Annotated in this window: 21 protein-coding genes; 14 read left to right on the forward strand and 7 right to left on the reverse strand. The window is 35.1% G+C overall.

Annotated features, from left to right (window positions below; genetic code table 11):
- Positions 1-205 precede the first annotated feature (205 nt).
- Entirely contained in the window at positions 206-1,057 is an 852-nt protein-coding gene (locus tag VZL98_01080; GenBank protein ID WVH63578.1) for a 2-oxoacid:ferredoxin oxidoreductase subunit beta, read from the reverse strand.
- Entirely contained in the window at positions 1,058-2,725 is a 1,668-nt protein-coding gene (locus tag VZL98_01085) for a 2-oxoacid:acceptor oxidoreductase subunit alpha (protein ID WVH63579.1), read from the reverse strand. It lies immediately after the preceding gene.
- Positions 2,726-2,845: 120 nt separating this feature from the next.
- Here VZL98_01085 and VZL98_01090 point away from each other — a divergent pair, with 120 nt between their 5' ends.
- The 4 genes from VZL98_01090 (at position 2,846) to VZL98_01105 (ending at position 6,546) form a co-directional block, all read left to right on the forward strand.
- Complete coding sequence (locus tag VZL98_01090; protein ID WVH63580.1) at positions 2,846-3,886, forward strand: IS6 family transposase; 1,041 nt, start codon at positions 2,846-2,848, stop codon at positions 3,884-3,886.
- A 357-nt stretch (positions 3,887-4,243) separates the two neighbouring features.
- Positions 4,244-5,701 (forward strand): bifunctional UDP-sugar hydrolase/5'-nucleotidase, encoded by a 1,458-nt coding sequence (locus VZL98_01095; GenBank protein WVH63581.1) that lies wholly within the window; start codon positions 4,244-4,246, stop codon positions 5,699-5,701.
- Positions 5,702-5,905: 204 nt separating this feature from the next.
- Positions 5,906-6,112, forward strand: coding sequence for a helix-turn-helix transcriptional regulator (locus VZL98_01100; GenBank protein WVH63582.1), 207 nt, complete (start codon positions 5,906-5,908; stop codon positions 6,110-6,112).
- Entirely contained in the window at positions 6,112-6,546 is a 435-nt protein-coding gene (locus tag VZL98_01105; GenBank protein WVH63583.1) for a hypothetical protein, read from the forward strand. The genes VZL98_01100 and VZL98_01105 overlap by 1 nt, the downstream gene beginning before the upstream one ends.
- Positions 6,547-7,079: 533 nt before the next feature.
- Here the strand turns inward: VZL98_01105 and VZL98_01110 are convergent.
- Positions 7,080-8,621: a ClC family H(+)/Cl(-) exchange transporter gene (locus VZL98_01110; protein ID WVH63584.1), complete on the reverse strand. Its 1,542-nt coding sequence runs from the start codon at positions 8,619-8,621 to the stop codon at positions 7,080-7,082.
- A 469-nt stretch (positions 8,622-9,090) separates the two neighbouring features.
- On the opposite strand from VZL98_01110, the gene VZL98_01115 reads away from it, so the two are divergent.
- The 6 genes from VZL98_01115 to VZL98_01140 all read left to right on the forward strand — a co-directional run bounded on the left by VZL98_01115 (position 9,091) and on the right by VZL98_01140 (position 13,535).
- A complete protein-coding gene (locus VZL98_01115) occupies positions 9,091-9,555 on the forward strand; it encodes a methyltransferase domain-containing protein (protein ID WVH63585.1) in 465 nt (154 codons plus the stop codon).
- On the forward strand, positions 9,527-9,904 hold the full coding sequence (locus VZL98_01120; GenBank protein WVH63586.1) for a hypothetical protein: 378 nt from the start codon (positions 9,527-9,529) through the stop codon (positions 9,902-9,904). Before VZL98_01115 ends, VZL98_01120 begins: the two co-directional genes overlap by 29 nt.
- A 312-nt stretch (positions 9,905-10,216) precedes the next feature.
- Positions 10,217-11,161 carry an arsenosugar biosynthesis radical SAM (seleno)protein ArsS gene (gene arsS / locus VZL98_01125; protein WVH63587.1) on the forward strand — a complete coding sequence of 315 codons (945 nt, stop codon included), beginning with the start codon at positions 10,217-10,219 and terminating at the stop codon, positions 11,159-11,161.
- A 9-nt stretch (positions 11,162-11,170) separates the two neighbouring features.
- Positions 11,171-11,830, forward strand: a complete 660-nt coding sequence (locus tag VZL98_01130; protein WVH63588.1) for a DNA alkylation repair protein — start codon at positions 11,171-11,173, stop codon at positions 11,828-11,830.
- Positions 11,831-11,943: 113 nt separating this feature from the next.
- On the forward strand, positions 11,944-12,927 hold the full coding sequence (locus tag VZL98_01135) for a DUF4846 domain-containing protein (protein ID WVH63589.1): 984 nt from the start codon (positions 11,944-11,946) through the stop codon (positions 12,925-12,927).
- A gap of 98 nt (positions 12,928-13,025) precedes the next feature.
- Positions 13,026-13,535 (forward strand): nitroreductase family protein, encoded by a 510-nt coding sequence (locus VZL98_01140; GenBank protein WVH63590.1) that lies wholly within the window; start codon positions 13,026-13,028, stop codon positions 13,533-13,535.
- Between the two features lie 200 nt (positions 13,536-13,735).
- On the opposite strand, the gene VZL98_01145 is transcribed toward VZL98_01140, so the two are convergent.
- The gene (locus tag VZL98_01145) at positions 13,736-15,109 is read right to left on the reverse strand and encodes a YjiH family protein (GenBank protein WVH63591.1); all 1,374 of its coding nucleotides are present in this window, start codon (positions 15,107-15,109) and stop codon (positions 13,736-13,738) included.
- 1,016 nt (positions 15,110-16,125) lie between these two features.
- The gene (locus tag VZL98_01150) at positions 16,126-17,136 is read right to left on the reverse strand and encodes a YeiH family protein (protein ID WVH64523.1); all 1,011 of its coding nucleotides are present in this window, start codon (positions 17,134-17,136) and stop codon (positions 16,126-16,128) included.
- Between the two features lie 151 nt (positions 17,137-17,287).
- On the opposite strand from VZL98_01150, the gene VZL98_01155 reads away from it, so the two are divergent.
- The 4 genes from VZL98_01155 (at position 17,288) to VZL98_01170 (ending at position 19,739) form a co-directional block, all read left to right on the forward strand.
- On the forward strand, positions 17,288-17,605 hold the full coding sequence (locus VZL98_01155) for a PadR family transcriptional regulator (protein ID WVH63592.1): 318 nt from the start codon (positions 17,288-17,290) through the stop codon (positions 17,603-17,605).
- On the forward strand, positions 17,598-18,191 hold the full coding sequence (locus tag VZL98_01160; protein ID WVH63593.1) for a DUF1700 domain-containing protein: 594 nt from the start codon (positions 17,598-17,600) through the stop codon (positions 18,189-18,191). Before VZL98_01155 ends, VZL98_01160 begins: the two co-directional genes overlap by 8 nt.
- Positions 18,175-19,017, forward strand: a complete 843-nt coding sequence (locus tag VZL98_01165) for a DUF4097 family beta strand repeat-containing protein (protein WVH63594.1) — start codon at positions 18,175-18,177, stop codon at positions 19,015-19,017. The genes VZL98_01160 and VZL98_01165 overlap by 17 nt, the downstream gene beginning before the upstream one ends.
- Positions 19,018-19,148: 131 nt before the next feature.
- Entirely contained in the window at positions 19,149-19,739 is a 591-nt protein-coding gene (locus VZL98_01170; GenBank protein WVH63595.1) for a hypothetical protein, read from the forward strand.
- A gap of 389 nt (positions 19,740-20,128) precedes the next feature.
- Here the strand turns inward: VZL98_01170 and VZL98_01175 are convergent, their stop codons facing one another.
- Positions 20,129-20,560 carry a hypothetical protein gene (locus VZL98_01175; GenBank protein ID WVH63596.1) on the reverse strand — a complete coding sequence of 144 codons (432 nt, stop codon included), beginning with the start codon at positions 20,558-20,560 and terminating at the stop codon, positions 20,129-20,131.
- Between the two features lie 91 nt (positions 20,561-20,651).
- Complete coding sequence (locus VZL98_01180) at positions 20,652-20,921, reverse strand: hypothetical protein (protein ID WVH63597.1); 270 nt, start codon at positions 20,919-20,921, stop codon at positions 20,652-20,654.
- Between the last annotated feature and the right edge of the window lie 14 nt (positions 20,922-20,935).

The raw sequence follows: 20,935 nt of genomic DNA on the forward strand, positions 1-20,935 counted from the left end.
ACAGTTGTCGGTTGTGAGCGATTAGTTTTGAGAGCCTCCATCTGACGAGGGAGGTGGGTCGCCTAAGCGACTCGGAGGGAGAGAAATATCAAAAGCGATATTTTTTCGTCGCTACATCCGGTATCCCAAGCGAAGTAATAGACGAAAATCCACTGCCAAAAGCTAAAAAGGTTGTATCAGATTTGTCTTCTGATACAACCTTCTTTTATCTCATTTTATCCATCAGTTTTTTTGCATCCATAGGGTTCAATTTTGCGTCTACTAGTGGAGGTTTGTCACTTTGCAGGAAAGAGAATCTTTCTGTATAGGAGATTGTAGGAACATTATACAGGATTCCTGTCGGAATGCCGTCATCCCATTCCAGTGCTTTATCAAATGCGGCTTTCCAATCTGTCGAATCATAGTCTTCCGGGAGAGGTCTTACCATGCTTTTATACCAAGCAAAGGTGTTTACCTTGTTCCAGACTATACATGGCTGAAGTATATCAACTAGGGCGTAACCATCGTAGAGGATGGCTGCTTTCATTATTTCTTTTAGCTGCTTTATATCTCCTGAAAAGCCTCTGGCAACAAAGCCTGCTCCAAGTGTCAGTGCAAGTGCCAGTGGTTTTAACTCGGTGTTTCTGACTCCTTCGGAAGAGTAGGTTTGGACTTGACCGGTTATTGTGGTCGGTGAGGCTTGACCTTTAGTTAAGCCATACACTTGATTGTCATGAACAAAATGCGCCAGATTTATATTTCTTCTTATGGCATGCATTAGATGATTTCCACCTTCGCCGTAGTTATCTCCATCTCCACTTTCTGCTATTATATGGAGTTTGTGATTAGCCATTTTGATACCGATGGCAGCCGGTAGACTTCTTCCATGAAGACCGGTGAATGAATTCAAGTCTATATATTGTGGCATCTTAGCTGCTTGTCCGATTCCTGAGACCATAACTATCTCATCAGGAGGTATTTGCAGTTCATCTAAGGCCATTTTAAGTGCACTCCTTATGGCAGGGTTCCCGCAACCTGGGCACCAAGCAGTTTCGGCGGATAGTTTATAGTCTATCATTTATAATACCTCCTTTAATTCTTCTATTAATTCTTCCAGGTAGAAAGCTCTACCATCGTATTTCGTTATTAGATGGTCGGATTTAATCAAGGCCTCTTGTCGTATAAGTCCTTCAAATTGCCCACCCATATTTTGTTCTACTACTATAAATGATTTTGCCTTCTCGTAATATTCGAGTAGTTTATCAGTTTTTAATGGAAAGACATCTGCATATGAAAGGCCTTTTATTTTATGACCGTCTTCATTTAAAGCTTCTATTGCTTCCTTCAGGATTCCATATGTTGATCCCCAACCAACGACGAGTATGTCAAAGTCGTCGGCACCAATTTCCCAGGGATCTTCTGATTCAGATATTAAGTTTTCTGCTCTTCTAAATCTCTTATCCATCATGGATTTTCTGTTTTCTGCACTTTCTTCTATTCTTCCCATTTCGTCATGTTCATCGGAGTCGACTATAACTATATTTCCATTTGCTCTTCCCGGAATTAGTCTAGGACTGAGACCATCTTCAGTTATTTCAAATCTCTTATATGTTCCGGGTTCGTAATCATTGGGGTTAGCCAGGTATCTGTTTATTTCAATAGATTGTAAATCAAAGGGTTCTATATTCACATTCGAATCCGCAAGGTATTGATCTGAAAGGATTACGACAGGAATTTGGTATTTTTCTGCAATATCAAAAGCTCTCACTGTTTGATAAAAGCCGTCTTCAGCATTCCTAATAGCAATAACTTTCTTAGGGAATTCGCCATGTCCTGAATGTATTATAAATCGAAGGTCGGCTTGTTCCGTATATGTTGGGAGACCTGTAGCAGGCGCAGGTCTTTGTACATCTACCACGACTATGGGCGCTTCTATCATGCCTGCAAGACTCATTGCCTCTTGCATTAGAGCAAATCCACCACCCGATGATCCGGTCATCGCACGAACACCGGCATAAGATGCTCCGAGTGCCATATTTAGAGCAGCTACTTCATCTTCTACTTGATCAACAGCGATTTCCATCTCTTCCGAAGCTGCTTCCATGAAACCTAAGACACCTGAGGAAGGAGTCATTGGGTATCCGCAGTAGAATTTACAGCCTGCGGCAACGGCCCCATATCCGATTGCAGAGTTTCCGTCTATGAGAATGGTATCGGACTTCAAGGCATCATACTCACTTCCTCCGTCAATCAAATCATAACCGTATCTAAGTGCTTCTATATTCATTTCGACATGTTCACTTCGTAATATCTCGCCGATTACTTCTTCGGCTGTTTCAAGCTTTAAACCGAGATGTCTCATAATCATAGCTAATCCAATTGAAGTGATTACTCTTTCGTTTCCTAAATCCTTAGCCTTCTTGATTAAATCATATTTTTTAGTTTCCGGAAAAGATTCAATTGAAGAATCACAGAAACTTATACCGTCTTTTTTTAATCGGGGGAGATGTTTTTCTAGAGTTTCTTCATTCAGAGCGAAAATAATATCGAGCTCTTTCTTTGAACAGTATATCGGATGGTCTGCAAAACGTACTTGGTAAAAATTATGTCCTCCACGAACTCGGGACAAATAATCTGCTGTAGAATAGACATAAAGCCCGTTCTTTTGAAGGACTTTTGTTAGAGCATGAGACACGCTGTCCATGCCTTGGCCGGCAGCGCCACCAATCAAAATATTATAATCCATACTTACCTCCATAATTATTTGCTCGGTCCGTAAACTTAAAAAAGAATAAGAGTCCAGCCCCCTTGTGATACAATAGTTTTATCCACAAAACCAGTACTCCCAAGAAAGGAATGAACTCTTATGAATAATAATGTATCACTTATCTGCCCAAGATGCAACAATAACTCGTCTTTTTATCGTTACGGCTTTGATTCTCGTGGATATCAAAAATATCTTTGCCGATCATGTAATAGACAGTTTGCACCTAATAATCCAAATACCATAATAGGTAAGCTACCTTCAAGAAAATATCAGCCTTGTACTGTTTGTGGTAAGGCTACTTTTCTTCATCATGACTTTACTTACTATAGCAATCTTAGGTGTTGTGATAAGTCTTGTAATCACTCTTTTAAGGTTTCTAAAGCCATGCCTATTGATTCTTGCTCCTCTTCCAACCTTACCGGTAAAGACCATTTTAAAGGACTCAGATTTCCTGTTAATATAGTTTTAAAAGCCATGCACCTTTACTTCATCGGTAAAAACTCTCTTAGAGAGTGTGCTTTTTTGATGAAAACCCTGTTTAATGTGTCAGTTAGTCACACTACTATCCATAGCTGGGTATCGGGGTTTGCTCCTGCCTTTAAAGAAATTTCAGATTATTTTAAGTCTTATCTAGATCTAAATTCTGATGAGTGGCATTTGGATGAAACCGTAGTCAAAGTTGCTGGGATTAAATCATATATTTGGTTTGTTGAAGATTCTGAAACCAGGTTTATCGTAGATTTTAACCTATCTCCTCACAGAAATTCTGATTCTGCTTTTGAGTTGATTAATTCTGCAAAAGAACATGGTTGTCCTAACTCTTTGGTCACTGATCGCTACAGTGCCTATTTAAAACCAATTGAGGTCTATTTCCCAGACCAAGAACATATTAGAGTTGAAAGTTTTCACGACGATATTTCAAATAATCTAATTGAATCTTTTCACTCTCAGTTTAAGTCTTGGTATAAAACAAAGCGTGGTTTTGAAAGCTTTGAAGATGCTAACAATATTATTTCCATGTTTGTTTTCTACTATAATTTTATTAGACCTCATAGTTCTTTAAACGATATGACTCCTGCTAAAGTAGCTGGTCTTGATATCTCTGAGGCTGAGCAACACAAATATTTGATAGCTGCTTGATTTTTTACTCAAATAAGTTAGGCTTTAGTTGAGTAAATAATCTCATCATTATTATAATTATTCGTACTTTTGTGAATATATTCTATTGTTTTTTCTATTCTTTCATTTTAAGTTTACATTACCTATTTGCTTGCAATTATATATATACCCATTATTCATGATGAATAAGTAAATTAGATTGAGTTTTGGTTTATCAAAATATTTTTAGGAGTGATATTAGGTATTATATAAAGTATAATTTAATGGTATAATGTATTAAATAGATAAAATGTTAAAGCTAGCGTAAGGAATATGAATCACTTATTGGTATCTATTCCATAAATTCAGGATTATGTATTAAATTAAGGAGGTAGTGAAATGGATTTACAAAAACTAACGATTCTACATTCCAATGATATACATGGTGACTTTTTTGTAGAGGACCAGGAACATGCTCTGGTAGGTGGAGTATCTATGCTCTCAGGTTATATAAAAAACGTTAGAAAAGAGAAAGAAAATGTTCTCTATGTAATATCAGGAGACATGCTTCAAGGTTCGATTATCGATAATGAATACAAAGGAATCTCGACCATCGATATAATAAATCTATTAAAACCTGATGTTACCTCTTTAGGAAACCACGAAATCGACTATGGACTTGCCCATTTGTTATTTTTAGAAAAATGTGCAAGATTCCCGATTATTAATGCCAATCTCTATATAAAGGTTACGGGGACGAGACTATTACAATCGCATATAATTATAGATATTGGCGGTATAAAAGTACTTCTAATAGGAATAGTTACAAATGAAGTTATAGATAATGCTGTAGACAATCTACTGGCTACATTTGTAGATATAGATGAAGCTGCACATGCTATAGAGTATATAATTAACAGCTATAAGACTATAGATATTGATTTGACTGTGCTACTTACGCATATTGGGCATGATAAAGACTGTGAACTGGCAAAAATCCTGAATCCTGATCTAGGTGTCGATTTAATAATAGGAGGACATTCGCATACTTTTTTGGAAAAACCTGATGAAGTCAATGGTATACTAATTGCTCAGGCGGGAGTCGGGAGTGATTTTATAGGTCAATTCGACCTTACTATAGACAAGGATACGAACAGTATTCACTCTTATGAATGGAATCTGGTACCTATAGATAGCACTCATTGCCCGAGAGACAGGGAACTGGATAAAGTTTTGGATTCGTATATTGAAAAAGTTGAAGGGAAATACAACAGGGTATTGAGAAGACTGGATAAGACCTACTATCATCTAGATAGATACCAGGAGACAGAACTGGGAAATATGATTTCCGATATTTTCTGGTTGTCATTAGGAGTAGATATTTTCCTCCTTGGATCCGGTTCTGTAAGAGGTGAGAAACTCGGTGAAATAGTAACACTTAAAGATTTAAGGGAAGTATATCCATATGATAATAAAGTCTATGGATTATGGATAGATGGTGCCAGATTAAAGAAAATGATAGAGACCTTTTTTAACAACTACATCGATGGAAATACCAGAGAATTCTATCAACTAAGTCGCCATGTTCATGTGGTTTATGATGTAGAAAAAAGAGAGCTAAGCGAGTTTATCTTCAATCGAAAACCTCTAAGAGATGAGAGAGTCTACAGTGTGGGGATAAACGACTTCCACTTTAATTTGCTCGAATCAATATTTGGCTTGAAACCGGAAGAATTAAACAAGTACAAACCTCCAAAAGTACTCTCCTTAAGTACAAGGGATGTGGTCGATGAATTCTTCCATTCTGAAATCCCAATTAGTGCAAAAGTTGAAGACAGAATAAAAATAATCAGATAGTATATTAAAAAAAGCATCTATTGAGCGAGACGGCATTTAAAAACGTCTCGCTCTTCGTATTTCATAAAGCATATAAAGTGAGTCATGCTTATTTTTATGTTGAAAATTTTCGAAACTTTGCAAAGTATACTTGACAATAAATGCAAAGCGTACTATACTATAAATGTAAAGCGAACTATGCATAAACGTGAAGGAGGTATGTAATTGAAGACTATAATACCTGAATTGAGAAAAGAGAGGAAAATGTCGCAGGAAGAGCTTGCGATGGAAGTGGGAGTTACGAGACAGACGATAACATCTATAGAGACTGAAAAATATACTGCTTCTTTACCTCTTGCGTATAAGATTGCGAAGTTTTTTGGAAAGACTATAGAGGAAGTTTTCGATTTTTCAGATTTGGAGGAAATATAATGGAAAAATTTAGAGAAAAAATAAGAAAAGAAATTAGATTGGCGGTAGTGTTTTTTGGTCTTCAACCACTATTGATACTCTTATCGAGAAGGATTGCACCAAGTTTTCCAAATTCAATGACGCCGGATTTTATCGCGGGTTTTTTGTCGGGTTTAGTAATAGTTGCTTTGTTTTATGTTTGTAAAAGAGTTAAGGCTTTGAAAAATGAAGCTGAATTAAAGAAGTTGTATATTGAAGAGCATGATGAAAGAAACATAGCTGTAAAGGCAAAAGCCGGGGCAACGGGAGTATTAATAATACTAATTGGTCTAACGGTTGCGATGCTAGTAGCTTCAGGAATAGACAAGATGGCTTTCTTCACTCTACTTGGCTCGACTCTCTTTGTTGCATTTGTAATGGCTATAACGAAAGTTTATTATAATAAAACCATGTAAGTATGATTGATAAAGAAAGAAGTAAACCAAGGTGGTTTGCTTCTTTGTTTATTAATTTCTATTTTACACTATCAATCAGAGATATTACAATATGGCTTAAGTAATTGCAGCCTAGGGTTTTCTCTCCCTCCGAGTCGCTTAGGCGACCCACCTCCCTCGTCAGAGGGAGGCTTTCAAGGACTATTACTTCCACACCGACAATTGTATGACTATTCGTATATAAAAGCTTTAAACTTTTCTGTTTTATGGCTCCATCTTTTGGCAGTCGAATTCTAGCCAATCACTTCGTTCTTGGGAATTCTTTGCATGAAACCTACCTTAATTTCGAAGAGCATCTCAATTGGTTAGGTTGGGAAGGGAGCCGTCAACTTGGTTGACTGAGGGAGAGACATACATATAAAAGAATTCGAAGAATTCTACTGCTATATTTCAAACTTATCCCTAATCTCTCACAATTATCTAACTCCTCTTATATTTAGCATCCATTCCCAATTCTTCACCACTAATTATCCTTAGTTCCAAACTTTTAAAAATTAATCACTCAGATTTTCATTGAAGTACTTTTTACAGTCAGACAATCTATCGACGGAAGTTGTTATATGAAGAGTGTCTCCGGCCTTTATAATGGTATCTCCACGGGGGATCAGTTCTTTTTTATGTCTTTCTATGGTAAGGATTAGAACGCCTTGGGGTATTGCTAAATCCATAATCTTTTTCCCTGCCATCCTCGAGGCAGTAGGGACTGTGATGGTGTAGAGAGTTTTACTGTCTTGGCCTTGCTTCAATATTTCAGGTTTAAACGACTGTATCATTCGATGCAGCAGAGATTCGTAAATCGGCTCTGATTTCAGTTGGTTGGAAATCAGATACGATATGATTGAAACTATTGATAAGCTAAGCAAATGGCTGAAACTTCCCGTCATTTCTGTTACCAGCAATATAGAAAGTATCGGCGATCTTATAACGGCTGTTAATACTCCCGCCATCCCCAGGATAATAAAGTTGGGAAGATGGGGATATGATAATAAACCCATAGTACTCCAAATTTTAAAGTAAATGTTTCCGATTAGTGCACCCAGAACTAAAACAGGCAAGAAGATACCTCCTTGAGTTTTACTTCCATAGGAAAATGCAGTAAATAAGGTTTTTCCTACTAATAATAGTATTAGTAAGTGAAGTGCCTTGTTGGACTCTAATAAGCTCTCGATTAAAGGATGTCCTCCACCTGTTATATCGATCATCAAAAATCCTACCAAGCCGGTAATGATAAATACAAGGATTAAAACTATTGGTCTTGGAAGTTTTATTTTTTTGTATAAATCTTGAGCTTTTAAGATTGATTTGTTAAATAGTATTCCGGTAATGGAACACAGTACTGCAAGTAGGATTAAATGATAATAAGAACCAAGCTTTAAAACTTCAGAGATTGACAAGGCAAAGGCTGGAGCCAATCCAAAGATATTTTTCGATACAAAGTCAGCGACGATTGCAGCTATTAGTGCCGGTATCAATATAAAACTCGAGTATGTTTTATGTAGTTCTTCAAGGACAAAGATTACTCCTGAAATAGGGGCATTGAAGGCTGCAGAAAGTCCTGCACTTGCTCCTGCCGACATCAGTAGATTAGTTTCCGAAACGGTCTTTTTTCTATACTTTGCCCAAACTTTTGCAGCATTAGCACCTATTTGGATCGATGGACCTTCTCTTCCCAGAGAAAGACCTGCTAAGCTTGCAAGACTACCACCTAGGAATTTTGCAAAGATTATCCTTTTAGAATCGGTATCGAAGACCCCCAGCATTTCGCCTTGTATTTGGGGAATACCGCTTCCGCTACTCATCGGTTCAAATTCAATTAAGTAGTGAACTATTAATCCTGCAATAAATAGAAAAGCAAACCAAAGGGTAATTTTAAGTGGGTTTAATTCCTGGAAGATAGATCCCCTAAAGTTAGCGATAATATGTAGTATATACCGGTATAAAACCGAACAAAAACCTGATATGATTCCTATTATGACACCATCTAAAACAAATTGTCTCGATTTGGAATGTTTATAATAATGTAGTATTGATTTCATGGGCAGCCTCCTTAATACTCATTTTATCATAATAATCCTCGTAGATGGAATTTAAAGTTCAAAAAATTATATTCTCATTATGATTAATGTATATAAAGTACATATTGTTGGGGTGTCTCAATGCTGTATGTATTTCAATTATATTAAAAAGAAAGGGAACATGTAATTTATACAATTGAAGGAACAGCACTATGTTATAAAGGGAAGAGCTGGTTAGACACAAACCACCAAATATATTATCGTCTAAGAATAGATATGGTCTATGAATTCACTTTCTAGGATTTACCGATATCGGTACTAGTCGAGACAGGATAAGAGTAATATGATTCTAATAGAGAAACTATACTGGGATAAAGACAAAGTCGAAGATAATCCTGTTGGTATTTTTCTACTATTAGTATGTTGAGAAATTATATGTTATAATTATAACTTAATTAGTAAAAATAATATGTGTTTGGGAAGGTGAAATATGGAAAAGAAACTTACTTTTGACGAAATCTCTTTAATAGATGACGATTTACTACGAAATGAAGCGCTATATGAGTATTTTGACGAGGATAATAGGCTAAAAACTAGAGCCGGTAATGTTGAGTTTATAACTACTATGAAAAAAATTGAAGAACTGTTAAAACCGGGTATGAGAATACTTGATATGGGCGCCGGAACCGGAGTTTATTCGATTCCATTGGCTTTAAAGGGTTTTGAAGTCGTTTCCTACGAACCTTCTAAACAAAATTATCAGGTACTTGAGAAAAAGGTAAGTGATTTAAGTCTTAATAATATAAGTTTAAAATGTGCAAGTTCCTTCGAAATGCATGAACTACCAAGTGATTATTTTGATCTTGTACTATTATTTGGACCCTTATACCACCTTTCAAAATATGAAGATCAAATGAAGACATTAGATGGAAGCGAAAAGAGTATGCAAGGATGACGGTTATATTTTAGTTTCTATTATAAATCACGACATGATACCGATGACCGAAACAGGCTATAATGTAGATTGGTTTGAATTTGGAGCATATGATAAGGAGACTCTGAAAGTAACCAACAGACCTTTTATATTCTTTAGCCTAGATGAGTCTAGAGAATTGCTAGAGGGTCGTGATCTCAAGATAGAGAATACTATTGCAACAGATGGATTTGCAGAACTATTAGGACCGAAGCTTGAAGAGATGAGTGAATTTTCATATAAGCAGTATCTAAGGTGGCATTTATCGAGATGCGAAAAGAAAGAGTTATTAGGAGCAAGCAATCATTTGCTATTTGTGTGTATGAAGTAGACATTTGGTTTTGCATTATAGTTTATGCCAAAGATACTCAATAAGAGCTCTATAGATAGTTTTAAATAAATAGACAGAAAGATACATGTAGAAATCAGCTTATTTTTAAAGCTGATTTTTCTGTATTGAAAATAATCCAAACACATAGAACTATAATTGTTTATTAAGGCGGATAAAGGCAGCACTTATTTTCTTTTATTAAGAAAACTAATGCAAAACATAGTATTATTAACTTTTATAATAAAGTAAATCGGGTTTTTCTGATACAATAAATATAAGATGCATTTAAATATCTAGTAGGAGGATGAGGGAATGACAATTGATTTCAAGACCAAAGTCGAAAATGAAGAATTATTGAAGACTAAGGAGAATCTATCAACTTTTCAAGTTAATATTGGTAAAATCTGTAATATAGCATGTAAACACTGCCATGTTGAAGCCGGTCCGAACAGGACTGAAATAATGGATTTGGAAACTATGGATTATTGTTTAAAAGTATTTAAAAATAACGGTTTTAAGACGATGGACATAACAGGAGGAGCTCCTGAAATGAATCCGAATTTCAGGTATTTTCTTGAAAATGCCATAAAACTTGCAGAGAAAGTTATTGTTAGAACTAATTTAGTAATCCTTACAGAAGGTGGATATGGCGATCTTCCAAAGTATTTTGCCGATAACAAGGTTGAAATAGTGGCTTCACTACCTTGCTATACCGAGGATAATACCGATGCTGTCAGAGGCGCGGGCGTTTTCGAAAAATCATTAAGAGCACTTAAAACTTTAAATTCACTGGGTTATGGGATTGAAGAAGATTTGGTACTTAATCTGGTCTACAATCCCGGAGGGGCATTTCTGCCTCCTTGTCAGGAGAGTTTAACCACTGATTACAGGAAAAGACTTTCGGAAGATTATGGAATAGTGTTTACCAATCTATTCACTATAACCAATAATCCCACAGGAAGATTTAAGAAATCACTCGAATATAACAATAATCTTGAAAACTACATGAAGCTTCTAGAGGAGAATTTTAATCCGAGTACTGTTGAAAATATGATGTGTAGAGATCAGATATCTGTTTCTTGGGACGGGTATATCTATGATTGTGACTTTAATCAGATGATCGACTTAAAAGCTGATCTGGAAAAGGTGCATATAAGTCAAGTGGATGCGATAACTATTAGAAATATAAAAACCGGAAACCACTGCTATGCATGCACTGCAGGAGCCGGATCATCATGCGGTGGAGCAACCGTGTAGATTTTAAAGATGGAAAAATATTTAGAGATAAAGAAGAGATTTGAATTAAACAAAAATCCCGACATCGCCGTGCAGATGGAAGCATATATGAGATATAAGTTTAAGTTTTATGGTATAAAAACTCCTGAGAGGAGAGCTTTATATAAAGAGTTTCTTAAAGGTGAGTTGAAGAATAAAGTCGTCGATTGGGAGTTTTTAGAAAGTTGCTATGAGGATGAGCACAGGGAGTTTCAATACTTGGTAACCGATTATTTACACAAGATGCAAAGGTATTTGGTCTATGATGATGCGCCAAAAATACTCGGATTTGCAAAAAGAAAACAGTGGTGGGATACCATTGATAATTTTAACAGAATAATTGGACGTATAGGTCTTGTTGATACGAGGATAAATCAATTGATGCTGGAACTCTCTTTGGATGAGGATTTTTGGCTTAGAAGAATTGCTATTGACCATCAATTATCGAGAAAGGATAAAACCGATACAGAATTATTGGAAGAGATTTTGATAAATAATTTGGGCTCGGATGAATTTTTTATCAATAAAGCCATCGGTTGGAGTTTAAGAGACTATTCAAAGACAAATCCTGAGTGGGTGAGAGGCTTTCTAAATAAATATCGTTCTAAAATGGACAAACTGAGTATAGCTGAAGCGAGCAAGTATATTTAAAAAGCATACCGGATTAGTTCGGTCCTTGCAAATATCGATATTACAAGATTGTAATTAATTATACCTACTTAATATAGTATAATTTGACACATAGTTAAGTAGGAGGTGACTATTTGAAAACCATAATTTTGCTTGCCATAGTTATTATAGCATTAACTTCTTGTAATAAGATAGAGAGGATAAATGTGAATGAAACTAAAAATAAAGTCGAGTCTACAGAAGAAGACGATAAAAGTGTAGAAGAGAGTTCTATTGAAAAGGAAGTTGAAAAAACTACTGAAGAGAAAGATATAGAGAGTTCTGATAAAGAAATAGGTGAGAATCTTAAAAGTGCAGTTCTTTTAAACCCTGATGGGCAGACGATTGAAGAAAGGTATAATCCACCTGAAGGCTTCAAGAGAGTCCAAGTAGAACCGGGGAGTTACCAAGAGTTTTTAAGAAAACAGAAATTAAAACCATATGGATCTAAAGCTCTATACCATGATGGAAGAGAGAAAAAGAAAGATTATGTTTACGACAGCGTTTTGGATGTCGAGACCGGACCACGTGATTTACACCAGTGTGCAGATGCCATAATGCTTCTAAGAGCAGAGTATTTATATGCCAATGAAAGGTATGATGATATAAAGTTTCACTTTGTTTCCGGTTTTCTAACTGAATACAGCAAATGGATTGAAGGCTACAGAATAGATCCTGATATCGGTTATTATCCGGCAGGAATTCCCGGAGATACTTCTTATGAAAGCTTTAGAGAGTATATGGACATGGTATTCGCCTATGCCGGGACACTGTCAATGCTTAATGAAGCCAAACCCATATCGCCTGATAATATGAAAATAGGCGATATTTTCCTGGATAAGGGACATACTGTAATTATTATGGACATTGCAGAAAATGCTGAAGGAAAGAAGATGTTTATGGTCGCCCAATCTTATATGCCTGCTCAGCAAACTCAAATACTTAAAAATCAAAATAATCCTGAGATATCGCCTTGGTATTCGCTTGACAGTGTGGTTAAAGATAAAGTGATCTTAACTCCTGAGTGGAAATTTAACCTATCGGATTTAATGGAGTATAATGGAGCTGTAGAGGATTAAGTATTTCTGATTATTAACATTAATACTATAGGTTTTATCCGGAACATTTAATAGGCAGATACTAATCGGGCTTATAAGATTTGATAGGAGTGAAATTTATGAAGGTTATAGAAGCGATACTAAATAGAAGAAGTGTTAGAAAATACTTAAACAAAGCAGTTGAAGAGGATAAAATATGTGAAATTTTAGAGTCTGCAATGGCAGCTCCAAGTGCTGTGAATAAACAGCCTTGGGAATTTTATGTGGTCAAGAATCCTGAAGTTCAAGATAAACTTAGAGAGTCTACACCTTATACGAATTTTAATTCTCCATTGATTATCATCGTGGCAGGAAATAAAGAAAGGTTTCTACCTGACGAGAAAGAGGGTTTTTGGGTTCAGGACTGTTCTGCGGCTGCTCAGAATATTCTAATTTCTGCAGCGTCATTAGAACTGGGAACCTGCTGGTGTGGTCTATACCCAAAGGCTGAAGCTGTAAGAGCTGTTAGAGATATATTGAGTCTAAGTGAAGAAATAATACCTCTAGCACTTATTCACATAGGTTATCCTGAAAGTGAGTTAGACGCCAGAACACAATATAATGAGGATTATGTCCATATAATCGAATAATAAGATGGCGTATCAGAATTAAGTGATTCTGACACGCCTTTTTTATTTGTCTCAAAATAGGTGAATACTGCTTTAGTGCGTAAGCTTTGAAATTTAATTTTTTTCTATAATAAAAAATTGTAGGTGATGAAAAAGGGTTTTTCATCACCTACAAACCAAAGTATAAGTTTTTAATTTTATGTTCTATCTGTCAATCAATATCACGCGAGTCCCAGTATAAAGCGTCCAATGAGAACTACCAAGACTAAGCTTATTAGAGTTCTTTGAATGAAGATTACAAAGAGTTCCCATAGATTAACAGGTATGTCAGAACCAAGAATTAGAGCACCGACTTCTGACATGTATAATAGCTGTGTTACTGAAACTACTGCCACTATAAAGAGTGTTAACTCACTTGTAATTTCACCTGCTGCAATAATAGCAGGAAGGAACATATCTGTGAAACCGACGAGCATTGTTTTAGACGCTGCTTCAGCTTCAGGTATTGCAAGTAGTTTAAGTAGTGGAATAAATGGTTTACCTAAAATTTCAAAGATAGGTGTATAAGTACTGAGCATTGTAGCAATTGTTCCAAAAGCCATAACTACGGGTAGAACACCTAACCACATCTGCATAGCATTCATCAAACCGCTCTCTACAAATCTTACAACACCTTCGTGTTTATCAGCACGTTCAACGGCACACTCAAGTGCATAGGAACTTAAGCTATGTCCGGCAGGAATGCTCTCGTCAAGTTTAACTCCTTCACGCACATATACATCCTTCTTTCTTGAAAGAGGTGGAATACGTGGGACGATTATAGCGATTACCACACCGATAAAACTAACTGTAAGATAGTAAGGTAGGAATAATCTTGTCAATCCTACTTCGGCAAGAACTACAAGACAGAAAGTAATTGATACAGCTGAGAAAGTCGTAGCAATAACAGCGGCTTCTCTTTGGGTATAGTAACCTTCTTCGTACTGGTTATTGGTTAACATGACCCCTAAAGTACCATCTCCCAACCAAGATGTAAAACAGTCGACAGCTGAACGGCCAGGGAGTGTAAAAACAGGACGCATGAATTTAGTAAGCAAGGTACCTACAAATTCAAGAAGTCCAAAGTCAAGTAATAAGGGCAATAAAAGACCGGCAATTACAAAAATTATTACGAGAGTGGTTAGTAAGTCGTTAAAAATAAAAGTACCTGTATCTCCGGAAATAATCTGTTCAGGACCAACACTAAAAAATACCATTACTGCAAAAACACCTGCTAAGATACGTGTGATTGCCCATACAGGGGTTGTCTTAAAGAGTTTGTTCAGATTTTTATTATTTGTTTTAACAATACCAAAAGAAAAAATAAGTGTTCCAATAGATGATATCATCAGAATAATAAAGACCAAAGTGGGTATAAAGCTTCCAATTCCATCGCTTATAAGATCTGCCAAAATTTTTACCGGAATAGTTGTCTCATTGACGTTTAATTCAGCATTAAATTTAGGCACGGGAACCATAAAGAGGATTATCCCTATGATTGACGGTATGAGAAACTTCATGATTTGCGTTGAACTATAGCGCTTCTTTCCTTCCATATTCTCCTCCAATTATTTAGTGACGTATTTTTACCATTACTCCTTTCATTTTTTTGAGCTCAAAAAACACTTTTATCAAAATAAACATGTATTTTGGCTCATTTATTAAAATTATTGTAATCAATAAAAATTAGTATGTCAAGGATTTAGCCTGCATAATTGATAATAGATTAATGTGCTAATGCAGCATGGACTTTTGAGTAATTAATCGTATTTATTTAATGAACAATTATAACGGGAATGTGGTGTTATGAAGATAAATAAAATGTGCAGGACTTTTGGTAATGTAGATTAGAAAAGTTGAATTAAAACAATTTATTAACAACCTTAGAACTCATTGAATTTATTATTTATATATTGGTGAGTTGTATGGTTGAGGGATTGGTTATGAGTCTAAAATATAAAAGTTGAATTTTTCAAATTCTTTTATTAATATCTCTCCCTCAGTCAGCCGAGCTGACAGCTCCCTCGTCAGATGGAGCCTAAAAAACATAAAGCGACATCTTCACATCGCTACAATACAAATCTAATTTCTAATTTTAAAACTCTTACATCTGCTTTTTATGTAGGTTTTATGCGAAGAACTCCTAAGAATGAAGTGATTGGCTAGAATTCAACTGCCAAAAGGTGGAGTCGGAATGAGAAAAAATGAAGTGTGGCAATCACTTAGCCTCCATCTGACGAGGGAGGTGGGTCGCCTAAGCGAATCGGAGGGAGAGAAAAGCCTAGGCTGCAATTACTTTAGCTACATTGTAGTAACCGATTTAAAAATGTATATACTTAAATAAGTTGTGGAAAAAAACGTAGAAGTGTATGGGTGGTTGTAAGTTTGGAAGTAGTTCGTCGAGAACCTATAATATAAAATTAGGACTCTTTTAATTTTCAGACTTCAGACAACCATGTTCTCAATTATGGTTTTTCTACATTCTAAAGTAAGATAAATTACGAAGTTTGCAGACCTTTTTGAAAATTATAATGGTGTATCAGAATTATCTAAATTCTGATACACCATCTTTTTACATTAAGCCTAAAATATACTGCATACCTATGGATGTCAGTGCAATTGCAATCCAACAACAAGCTCCCATCAATATCGGTTTAGCTCCTGTTTTTACTAATTTTATCAGATCTGTATTTATACCGATTCCCGCCATTGCCATGACTATAAAAAACTTACTTGCGGATTTTAGAAAAGTAACCAATTCAGGCGGGAGATTGGCAAAAGTTGTTATTACAGACGCTAGTACAAAGAAAAGAATAAAGACGGGAAATACCTTTACCAAATTCATTTTACTCTTGGATTCGGAGTTTCGAGATCTGTATAATGCAAGTCCTACAGTAATTGGTATTATTGCAAGAGTTCTGGTCATTTTAACAATTGCGGCTGTGTCAAGTGTATTACTGCCATGAATACCATCCCAGGCAGAAGCTGCAGCCGTTACGGATGAAGTATCATTTACTGCAGTTCCTGCAAATATTCCAAAACCATTATCAGAAAATCCTATCATACCGCCAAGTGAAGGGAAAATAAGTGCAGCTAATACATTGAATAAAAATATCACTGATATAGCCTGAGCAATCTCATCTTCCTCTGCATCAATGACAGGTGCAGTTGCAGCTATTGCCGATCCTCCACAGATTGATGAACCTACACCGATTAGTGTGGAAATTTTGGGAGGCATCCCCATTGTTTTATAAAGTATAAAAGAAATAATAAGTGCAATAGAAATAGTCGATACTATAATTGGAAGTGATTCTTTTCCGGTTAAGAGAACGCTATTTAAATTCATACCGAAACCCAGTAGAACTACCGCAAGCTGTAGTATGTACTTCGATGTAAATTTTATGCCAGGAGCTAAGCTGCTGAAAATATCTTTATCTCGAATGAAACCGCCAATTATCATCCCTGATAGTATTGCTAGAACAGGTCCACCTATTACAGGAAAAATCTTACCGATATAATGACAAGGGATTGCAATGATGATGCATGAGATTAATCCTTTGTACTGCTTTTTTATGTCCATAATTAAACCTCCTCATATAGTATTATTTTATCATTTATCATTAATATTTCAAAAATAAAAATGAAACAATACCATTTTACTGTACAATAATGATTGACATATGATATTATACATCGTATAATATAGGTAATTAAATAGTAATAAGGAGGCGCATATGATATTTCCAGTGCAGGCTCAGATTTTAGATTTTTGTGTACTTGCCCATCTATCTAAAGGAGATACCTATGGATATGAGTTAAATCAGGCATTAGTAGGTCCTCTTGACCTTTCAGAATCGACACTTTATCCTGTGCTTAGGAGACTCAGTAAGGAAGGTTTCCTAGATACTTATGATGAGGCTTTTGATGGAAGAAATAGAAGGTATTACACTATTACGGAAAGTGGAAAAGATATTTTAGTAGAATATTTGGGGAGTTGGAGAGAATATAAAAATAGAATAGATACCTTAATAGGAGGTGTGAGTGTTGAATAGAGAGCAATTTATAAGTACGATATTAAAATATCTCAAAAGAGTACCTTACGAAGAGCGGATAGAGGTTGAAAGATACTATAATGAAATATTTGATGAAGCAGGTATTGGCGTTAATGATCTTGTGCCTGAGTCATTTGGAAACCCTAGGGAGATTGCTCTAGATATATTGACCGGTTTAGAAATCAACAAAGATAGTTCATCTGAATATAGTAGAGGCGAAACCATAGAGAACGAGAATAAAACGAAAAATTATAATAATAAACTACTGATTATTATATTGGCAATATTCGCAGCACCTATAGGTATTCCTGTCGCATTGATGTTAGGTTTTACATTTTTAACATTGATAATAAGTTTTGGAGCAGTATTGTTTGGACTTGCAATGGCGACAGTGGGTGTGATTTCGTCATTAATAATCAGTCCAATGCCATTTTTGGAAAGACTGGTTGGAATTGGTGGAATTTTCATCCTCATAGGGATGATTATCTTGGTTGCAGAATTCTTTAAAGGAATTATTAAAAGACTATCTGACTTTGTATCCAGGAAGATAAGGGAGAGGAGGTTCTCCAATGAAAAAAAGTATTAAATTCGCATTAGTATTGATATTGGTTGGTGCTATAATGGTAGTGGGGGCTATTCTAGGTGGTGCTAATGTCAAAAAGAATTTTATAGGGAATCTGAATATGGAATCAGAGGTTAAAAACGAAGAGTTTCCAGCTATAAACAAGCTAAACCTTGATCTTAAGGTTTATAGTGTTGAAATCCTACCATCTGATGATGTGGATGTGATTCAGGTTCAATATGATGAAACTACCAGTTTTGGAAAGCTCAAATACTCACTTAGCTTTGAGGTGAAAAATGATGAATTGTATATAAGAGAAATAAGCGATCGAAAAGTTGACATTAATATAGACGTACCACCTTTCGGAAACTTATTTAAAGGTAATAAACTTATATTGATGGTACCTGAAAAAATTACAGGCAATATCAATCAAGAGCTCGGTAGTTTTAAAGTTGTTAATGTTACGCTTGAAGATTTAAATTATAAAACTGAAATGGGTTCAATCGATCTTATTCAAGTAAAAGCAGTGAACTCAAAACTGGAAACCAATATGGGAAGCTTTGATATAAAAGACAGTATATGTGAAAATCTAAATCTGGAAACCGAAATGGGAAGTATAGATTATTCCGGGACACTCCTAGGTACAAACGACTTTTCTACTAAAATGGGTTCGCTGGAATTGGAACTTGAGCAGAAGAGAAATGATATTTCTCTGAATTTAAAAACTGAAATGGGTGAGATTAAGGTAGATGGTGAAAAAGGAAGTATAAAGGAAGATAAAATTTCGAAGAAAGCTTATTTGAAAGCTGAAACAGAGATGGGATCAATAGATATTGATTTTCTAAAATAATAAATAAAGAGCATGTCGGTTCAATAGATATGCTCTTTATTTATTTAGATTAAATAGTATTTGGTAATTAATAAAGATACCTTTTATGATAAAATATAGTTAATTATGAAAAAAAGATATTTGGAGGGCTTATGTTCAAAGATGTAGAGGGAAAAATAAAGAATAAAAACAGCATACTCTTCTCAAGAGACAGCAGCTCTTTAGAGGAATTACGATTAATGATTATGAAGCAGTCTCATCTGACTTTAGTACTTTGGGTATTTGATAATATAAAGAGCATGGTGGTAGAATTGTCTAAAAAATATACAGATGAAGATGTGCTTATAATGGCTTATGAGAAATGTATCGCTTGGGCTCATGGTGAGGTTAAAATGCCGGTAGCAAAAAAATCAATACTGGATTGTCATTTATTTGCAAAAAGCATGGAAGATCCATACGATATAGCTCTTTGTCATGCTGTAGGACAAGGCTGTTCTACGATTCACGTAGAAACCCATGCATTAGGAATGGTTTTTTACGAATTGACAGCTATAGTAATAAAAAATGGATATAAAAATTATGAAGTTGAAATTACGGACAAGATTAATCAGTATATCAGTAAATTAAAATTTTGGATTGAAAATGAAAAATACTATAGAGAAAATCAGGAATGGGCAGATTTTTTAGTTAAACCCGGAAAAATAAATAAAGAAAAATTGTTATACGAGAAAGAGAGTATATAAAGCTTTTGGTTAGAAGTTATTGGCTTTCTTATTTAAAAATCTACTGGATAAATATGAGTGTGATAGGAATCTAAATTTGCAATATATGAAATAGAAAACAGAAAAGACAGATAAGAATTTTAAAAGGACATATCGTAGCTATAGGTCCTTTTTTGAGCGTTTTAAACCCAAAAAACAAAGAGGGTTAGGATACACTTTTTAAAAGTTATTTAAATAATTATGCACAATACTATATAAATATAATGTTAAATGCGATTTAATAGTTAAAAAATACGAATAAAAATACGGAAAAGTCAATTAAGTCAAGCCTGACCCCGTTTCACGACTAACAGAAAATGAAGATAGTTTATCAGAGTTTGGACTGTTCTGATGCACTATCTTTAGAGTTTTTAGTCTATATAATCATTTTTTCTTCCAATATAATATCCGATTATAATTGAAAGCAATACAAGAACTATCCAAATCCACCAGCCATCATTTCTGCTGAGCTGATAAGCTATCTCGGGGTCTATACCGGGGACGATTTGTTTCATTCTGATATTCCTTATGTATTGGCCGAAAAAGTGTCCGAAAAACAATGCAAATATATTGGTCAATGTCACTATATATGCTGATTTAAAGTATTCCCTTATTATAAAGATGATTACTATAATCCATATAAAGAAGTAATATCTACGCGCAGTCCATTCGAAGAGGTATATGAATTGAAATGTGGTTTTTGACAATAGATAAATTGCAAGAAAAATAAATGCATTAATTACTAAATGTATGGTTTTCGTCATAAAAGATTTTTTAAAATATTCTATCTCATCGCGATTCATTTTACTCACCTTGTTAAAATATCTTTAGCTGTATTCTATCAGAATTAATTAATATTTTCAATTTCAAAAGGAGCAGTTAAAACCGCTCCTTTTATGCATTGGTATTACCCAATAATCTTAAGCCTTTATCAGTTATCTTAATTTCCTTTATGACCAAGCTGCTTATATTGCAAAAGTTTTTACAAGCCTTGCAAGCATCGGGATCACAATTGCCCATTGTCGATTCAACTATATATCCAAGCTCGATAAGTTTACGATAGTATTCTTCAATCATTTGGATATCTCTATCGTGCTTTTGTGCTAGTTTTGCCGGTGAGTACATTTTGCTTTCGTAGATTTCTTTCAGTATTTCAAGTAACATATTATTCTCACATC

Source organism: Peptoniphilaceae bacterium AMB_02 (assembly GCA_036321625.1).
GTDB lineage: Bacteria > Bacillota > Clostridia > Tissierellales > Peptoniphilaceae > Microaceticoccus > Microaceticoccus formicicus.

What these genes read in the sequence shown, in the direction of transcription:
- VZL98_01080 (WVH63578.1), bottom strand. Translation starts at nt 1,057, where the DNA reads ATGATAGACTATAAACTATCCGCCGAAACTGCTTGGTGCCCAGGTTGC.
- VZL98_01085 (WVH63579.1), bottom strand. Translation starts at nt 2,725, where the DNA reads ATGGATTATAATATTTTGATTGGTGGCGCTGCCGGCCAAGGCATGGAC.
- VZL98_01090 (WVH63580.1), top strand. Translation starts at nt 2,846, where the DNA reads ATGAATAATAATGTATCACTTATCTGCCCAAGATGCAACAATAACTCG.
- VZL98_01095 (WVH63581.1), top strand. Translation starts at nt 4,244, where the DNA reads ATGGATTTACAAAAACTAACGATTCTACATTCCAATGATATACATGGT.
- VZL98_01105 (WVH63583.1), top strand. Translation starts at nt 6,112, where the DNA reads ATGGAAAAATTTAGAGAAAAAATAAGAAAAGAAATTAGATTGGCGGTA.
- VZL98_01110 (WVH63584.1), bottom strand. Translation starts at nt 8,621, where the DNA reads ATGAAATCAATACTACATTATTATAAACATTCCAAATCGAGACAATTT.
- VZL98_01115 (WVH63585.1), top strand. Translation starts at nt 9,091, where the DNA reads ATGGAAAAGAAACTTACTTTTGACGAAATCTCTTTAATAGATGACGAT.
- VZL98_01120 (WVH63586.1), top strand. Translation starts at nt 9,527, where the DNA reads ATGGAAGCGAAAAGAGTATGCAAGGATGACGGTTATATTTTAGTTTCT.
- arsS (WVH63587.1), top strand. Translation starts at nt 10,217, where the DNA reads ATGACAATTGATTTCAAGACCAAAGTCGAAAATGAAGAATTATTGAAG.
- VZL98_01130 (WVH63588.1), top strand. Translation starts at nt 11,171, where the DNA reads ATGGAAAAATATTTAGAGATAAAGAAGAGATTTGAATTAAACAAAAAT.
- VZL98_01140 (WVH63590.1), top strand. Translation starts at nt 13,026, where the DNA reads ATGAAGGTTATAGAAGCGATACTAAATAGAAGAAGTGTTAGAAAATAC.
- VZL98_01145 (WVH63591.1), bottom strand. Translation starts at nt 15,109, where the DNA reads ATGGAAGGAAAGAAGCGCTATAGTTCAACGCAAATCATGAAGTTTCTC.
- VZL98_01155 (WVH63592.1), top strand. Translation starts at nt 17,288, where the DNA reads ATGATATTTCCAGTGCAGGCTCAGATTTTAGATTTTTGTGTACTTGCC.
- VZL98_01165 (WVH63594.1), top strand. Translation starts at nt 18,175, where the DNA reads ATGAAAAAAAGTATTAAATTCGCATTAGTATTGATATTGGTTGGTGCT.
- VZL98_01170 (WVH63595.1), top strand. Translation starts at nt 19,149, where the DNA reads ATGTTCAAAGATGTAGAGGGAAAAATAAAGAATAAAAACAGCATACTC.
- VZL98_01175 (WVH63596.1), bottom strand. Translation starts at nt 20,560, where the DNA reads ATGAATCGCGATGAGATAGAATATTTTAAAAAATCTTTTATGACGAAA.
- VZL98_01180 (WVH63597.1), bottom strand. Translation starts at nt 20,921, where the DNA reads ATGTTACTTGAAATACTGAAAGAAATCTACGAAAGCAAAATGTACTCA.